Source organism: Vicinamibacteria bacterium, from assembly GCA_035620555.1.
Taxonomy (GTDB): Bacteria; Acidobacteriota; Vicinamibacteria; order Marinacidobacterales; family SMYC01; genus DASPGQ01.
On record DASPGQ010000010.1, the window covers coordinates 1 to 5,158 of the forward strand.

The 5,158-nt window shown below is 65.6% G+C and carries 6 protein-coding genes; all 6 read right to left on the reverse strand.

Features of this window, described 5'->3' with window-relative positions; genetic code table 11:
* On the reverse strand, window positions 1–200 hold a 200-nt coding region (locus tag VEK15_00255), incomplete at its 3' end, for an ABC transporter permease (GenBank protein ID HXV59093.1).
* A complete protein-coding gene (locus VEK15_00260) occupies window positions 197–1,399 on the reverse strand; it encodes an ABC transporter permease (protein HXV59094.1) in 1,203 nt (400 codons plus the stop codon). The genes VEK15_00255 and VEK15_00260, both read right to left, overlap by 4 nt.
* Window positions 1,396–2,121: an ABC transporter ATP-binding protein gene (locus VEK15_00265; protein HXV59095.1), complete on the reverse strand. Its 726-nt coding sequence runs from the start codon at window positions 2,119–2,121 to the stop codon at window positions 1,396–1,398. Before VEK15_00265 ends, VEK15_00260 begins: the two co-directional genes overlap by 4 nt.
* A complete protein-coding gene (locus VEK15_00270) occupies window positions 2,118–3,275 on the reverse strand; it encodes an efflux RND transporter periplasmic adaptor subunit (protein ID HXV59096.1) in 1,158 nt (385 codons plus the stop codon). Before VEK15_00270 ends, VEK15_00265 begins: the two co-directional genes overlap by 4 nt.
* A 170-nt stretch (window positions 3,276–3,445) precedes the next feature.
* Window positions 3,446–4,798, reverse strand: a complete 1,353-nt coding sequence (locus VEK15_00275; protein HXV59097.1) for an amino acid permease — start codon at window positions 4,796–4,798, stop codon at window positions 3,446–3,448.
* Between the two features lie 4 nt (window positions 4,799–4,802).
* Window positions 4,803–5,081, reverse strand: a complete 279-nt coding sequence (locus VEK15_00280; GenBank protein HXV59098.1) for a DUF2007 domain-containing protein — start codon at window positions 5,079–5,081, stop codon at window positions 4,803–4,805.
* Window positions 5,082–5,158: the final 77 nt, after the last annotated feature.

Genomic DNA, 5,158 nt, shown 5'->3' on the forward strand with positions numbered 1-5,158 from the left:
TTGCCGGGGTTAATCGCGATGAGATTGGTCCCGAACTGGGTGAACTGCTCGAGGATGTAGCGGCGGGTCCCCTCGCCGATGGACGTCAGGAGAATGACGGAGCCGATCCCGATGGCGATGCCCAGGGTGGACAGCGCCGACCGGAGGCGATGGCCGGAAACCGACGTCAGCGCGAACCGGAGAAGACTCGCCGTACTCATCGACGCGCCAGAGCGAGGATCGGGTCGAGCTTCGACGCGCGGCGCGCGGGCAAGACGCCGAAAGCGATCCCCACGAGAAGCGCCACCCCCATGGCTGCCGCGACCGCCCACGCCGGTGGATGGGCGGGAAGAGCGGGGTAGAGGCCCACGACGACGCCGACGGCGAGCCAACCCGTCCCCACTCCGAGAAACGCCCCAAAGATGGAGAGAAGCGCGGCCTCGGTCATGAAGGCGGCGACGATCTGAGATCGCGATACGCCGACGGCCTTCATCAGGCCAACCTCGCTCCTCCGCTCCGAGACCGAGACCAGCATCACGTTCATGATCCCGATGCCGGCTACGCTCAACGAGATGGAGGCGATGGCGACGAGGACGAGGGTCAGTGTGCCAAGAATGTCGCTCAACGTGGAGACCACGGAGTCCTGCGTGATTACGGTCACGTCTTCTTCACCGTGACGCTCGGCCAGGATCGCCGTCACCCGCTCGGCGGTGGCGGCGAGGCCGGTGTGAGCTCGGCTCTCGAGAAGGATCCGGAAGAGGGACGCCCGGTTGAAGATCCGCATCGCCGTCGCCACCGGGATCACGACGACGTCGTCCACGTCGAGCCCGAGCTGGGTTCCGCGTGTGGCGAGAACGCCTACGACCCTCATCCTCCAGTCGTCGATGCGAATGACCTTTCCGAGAGGGCTCTCGCCGGGGAAGAGCTCTCGTGCGACCCTCTCTCCGATGACCGCCACGGCGCCCCCTCGTTTCAGGTCGCCATCCGGCAGGAATTGCCCGCGGCCGAGCGAAAGCTTTCGAATCTCGAGGAACTCGGGCGTCGTTCCCACCACCGCGACCTGGCGGCGGCGCTCTCGGTGCGTGACCGTTCCCGTGGCCATGGCGATCGGCGCACCCCGCTCGACTTGCCGGAGTCGCTTCAAGAGAGCTTCGAAGTCGTCGAGCGTCAAGTCGTTCGGAGCCCCGCCCATGCCCGGCATGACCCCCGTGGTCTCCGTCTTGCCGGGTACGACGATGAGGATGTTCGTGCCGAGGCTCATGAACTGACCGGAAACGTACTCCCGCGCGCCTTCGCCGAGCGCGGTGAGCAGGACGACGGCTCCCACCCCGACCGCCATGCCCAGAAGGCTCAGCCCGGATCGAAGTCGATGTCCCCATAGGGCGCGCCAGGCAAAACGGAGCAGCTCGAGCGGCATCATGAGGGAACCGGCGACGGCGACCCGAGGACGCTGAGCGACTGGAGCTCCTCGCGGTCCATGCGGCGCGCGATCCGACCATCGTTCAGAATCAACGCACGGTCGGCTCGGCGAGCCACGTTCGTGTCGTGCGTCACGACAATCAATGTCAGGCCCTGGTCGTTCATCCGATCGAGGAGATCGAGCACCTGGAAGCCGGAGGCGGAGTCCAGATTACCCGTCGGCTCGTCCGCGAGAAGGAGCCTCGGCTCCATCACCGTCGCCCGGGCGAGGGCCACCCGTTGACGCTCGCCACCCGAGAGCTGGTCGGGCCGATGAGACGCGCGCTCGCTGAGTCCCACTTCCCCGAGGGTCCTCGAGGCACGCTCGCGCCGTTCGGCGGGGGCGATGCCGGCGAACACCATCGGAAGCTCCACGTTCTCGAGCGCCGACAGCCGCGGCACGAGATGAAAGAACTGGAATACGAAGCCGATCCGATGCCGCCGAATCTGGGTCAGCTCGTTCTCGTCGAGTGTTCCGACCTCCCGCCCATCGAGCTTGTACGAGCCCGAGCTCGGCGTATCGAGACATCCGAGTATGTTGAGGAGCGTGGATTTGCCCGAGCCCGAAGGTCCCATGATCGCGACGTGCTCTCCGTCCCCGATGGTCTCGTCCACGTCCACGAGGGCATGCACCTCTTCGTCACCGACGGCGAAGCTGCGGCAGAGCTTTTCGAGCTCGATCAAATCGCGCCCTCTTCGGCCTCGACGACGACGACGGCTCCCTCGACGACTCCGGAGCGATCCAGGGACACCACGATCCGATCTCCGGGCTCGAGCCCGCTCTTGACCTCGGTGAAATCCCAATTGCTGAGTCCGGTCTCGACGTCGCGGCTGACGAGACGGTCCTCCTCGTCGACGATGAGCACCCGGTTGCCTTCGAGGAGCGCCGGCGTCGGAATGCGGAGCACACCATCGCGCTCTTCGAGAACGACCTCGACGTCGGCGGAGGTGCCAGGAAGAATCCTGCTCGCTCCATCGGGATCTTCCAGGTCGACCTCGATCTCGACGGTTCGGTTCTGAGCTTCGACGTCGAGCACATAGGGAGCGATCCGAGACACCCGACCCCAGAAGCTCTTCCCGGGAAACGAGTCGATGCTCACCCGGACTTTCTGATCGAGCTCGATTCGGGCCGAGTCCACCTCGTCCATCGGCGCGCCGATGTAAATGGATTCCGGATCGAGGATATCGATGGCAGCGGGAACGGGTAAGGCGGGCGGGGAAGGCGTGACCCACTCGCCGAGCTCGGCGTCCACCTCGGCCACGATCGCGTCGAACGGCGCGCGCAAGATCATCTTCTCGACGCGGGTTTTGGCGAGATCGACCGCCGCCCGCGCCCGCTCGACGGCGGTGTGCCCCGCCTCGCAAGCGGCGCGGAGGCGAAGGGCCTCGGTCACGGCGCGGTCGAGAAGGTCCTCGCTCGCGATGGACTGTTCCGCGAGCCGCCTCGTACGATCCCTTTCGCGCTCGGCTCGCTCCGCCGCGAGGCACGCCTCCCGCTCCCGGGACAGCGCCGCCTCATGGTCTTTCTCCGCGAGCGCGAGCTCCGCCTGCTGCAGGCGATCGTCGAGCCGCAAAACCACGTCCCCGCGGCGAACCCGCTGTCCCTCCCGGAACGGAATCGCCACGACCATGCCTCCCATCTCCGGGGAGAGCTTCGCCCTCCGTCGCGCCATCACCGTTCCCGCCCGCGTATTCGTTACCGTCGCTTCGACACTTCCGCGGGCGGCGAGAGCCACCACGACGGCGACGGGCTCGGGGACGAAGACGAAGAACCGAAGCCCCAGCCCGACCGCGACCAGCACGGCGACGACCGTGAGGAGCTTGATGGAGCGCTTCAACGTTCTTCCTTTCTGGCTCGGTTCCAAGATCGCCCTCCTCGTCCACCCTAACCTCATTAAAGGCACATCTCCAAAAGACGTGCCAGCATATCGGCGGATTCGGTGAAGGGGTTCGGCAGCGCAACCGCGCCGAATGGCCCAGATTCCTGGGGCAAAATGCGCGTTTCCGCTCAGCCGGCCGAGGGCTGGCCACGGTAACGTTGGTACAGGAGGGCGCCAGCGACCACGGTCGCAATCGCAGCGAGGGAAGACTCGGGCGCACCGCGAATCGTGAAGACCAGCACCCACAGGCTCATGCCGACGTAGAGCAGAGGAATGAGGGGATAGGTCCGATCGAGCCATCGAAAACGCTTCCAGCCGGGTCGCTTGCGGAACTTGAACAACGCGAGCACCGAGAGCGCGGTGAACAGATACAGGGTGAACCCGATGTAGAGAGCCAGCCCGCGAAAGGTCGGAAGGAGAATGAGGGCGAGCGTCACCGCCCCCTGGATCGATACCGCCACGAACGGGCTCTTCCATTTCGGATGGAGGCGCGTCGCCACCGGGAAAAAAGCGCGGTTCTGCGCCATGGCGTAGTACACGCGGGGGCCTACGAGACACATCGCGTTGACGGTCGCGAGAAGCGAGGCGGCCATGGCGATGCTGAAAGCGCGCGCCATCCCCTCGCCGAAGAGCCCGCTCGCGACCTGCGCCCCCACGGCCACGACGCCCTTCAGCCGCTCGAGCGGACCGCCGTAAACATAGAGCAGGTTGAGCCCCAGGTAGAGAATGATGACCAGCACGGTACCGGAAATGAGGGCCACGGGGAACGTTCGGTTGGGCTCGCGAACCTCCTCCGCAACATAGACGGCGGCATTCCAGCCGCTGTAGGCGAAGAAGACGAAGACCAGGCTCACCGCGAATTGCGCGAACAGCGGCTCCTCCGACGTGCGGACGGCGGGGACGGCGAAGTGAGCGATGTCTCCGTTTCCGATGGAGAAGCCGAGCACGAGGAAGGCCCCGACGACGGCGAGCTTCAGCGCCGTGAGCGCCGTCTGGAGACGCGCGACCGCGAGCACGCCGAAAAGGTTCAAGACGGTGAAGACGAGAATGACGGCGCAGGCGAAGAGCTGCGCGTCGCCGAGATGGATGGTGAGAGGCCCGGCGCCGAGCGCGCGCCCTTCGTCGCTCAAGCCGAGATAGGCCGAGATCGCGAGGGCCGCCGCCGCCAGGGGCGCCGAGAACCCGGCAAACAAGCTCACCCAACCATCGATGAATCCCCAGGCCGGACCCCACGCTTCCGACAGGTACACGTACTCCCCGCCCGAGCGCGGGAAGTTGATAGCGAGCTCGACGTACGAGATCGCCCCGCAAAGAGCGATCAACCCACCGACGAGCCAGATCGAGATGACGAGGCGGGGCGAGCCCAGATCGCCGGCGAGAAACCCGGTGGTCGTGAAAATGCCCGTCCCGATCATGTTGGACACGACGATCGTGATCGCCCCGACGATGCCGATCCGGCGTTCGAGTCGAGACTCGGGCATCGAGCTATTCGGGCTCGTCGGACTCGTCGGGCTCGTCGGACTCGTCGAGGGCGAACTCTCCGGCGTCCAGCCTGGAGAGGAGATCCCGGGCGCGCTCGACGTGCTCCTCGGGCACGTGAATCTCGACCCGGCCGAGCCCATCGAGGGTCAAGCCGTGAGTCTTGCGAAGGCTCTCACCAAGGAAGATGGAGGGGATGTCGTTTGCCTCGAGAAAGGCTCGGATTTGCTGCGCTTCGATCTCGCCGCTCGTCGTGTAAACGAGTGTGGTGTCGTCCTTGCTCATGGCTTCGATTACGAATCGAGCCAGCCTAACACGGGGTCCCCGGCTTTTGAAGAAGGACGAACGAAAGCGCTAGTATC

What these genes read in the sequence shown, in the direction of transcription:
- VEK15_00260 (HXV59094.1), bottom strand. Translation starts at nt 1,399, where the DNA reads ATGATGCCGCTCGAGCTGCTCCGTTTTGCCTGGCGCGCCCTATGGGGA.
- VEK15_00275 (HXV59097.1), bottom strand. Translation starts at nt 4,798, where the DNA reads ATGCCCGAGTCTCGACTCGAACGCCGGATCGGCATCGTCGGGGCGATC.
- VEK15_00280 (HXV59098.1), bottom strand. Translation starts at nt 5,081, where the DNA reads ATGAGCAAGGACGACACCACACTCGTTTACACGACGAGCGGCGAGATC.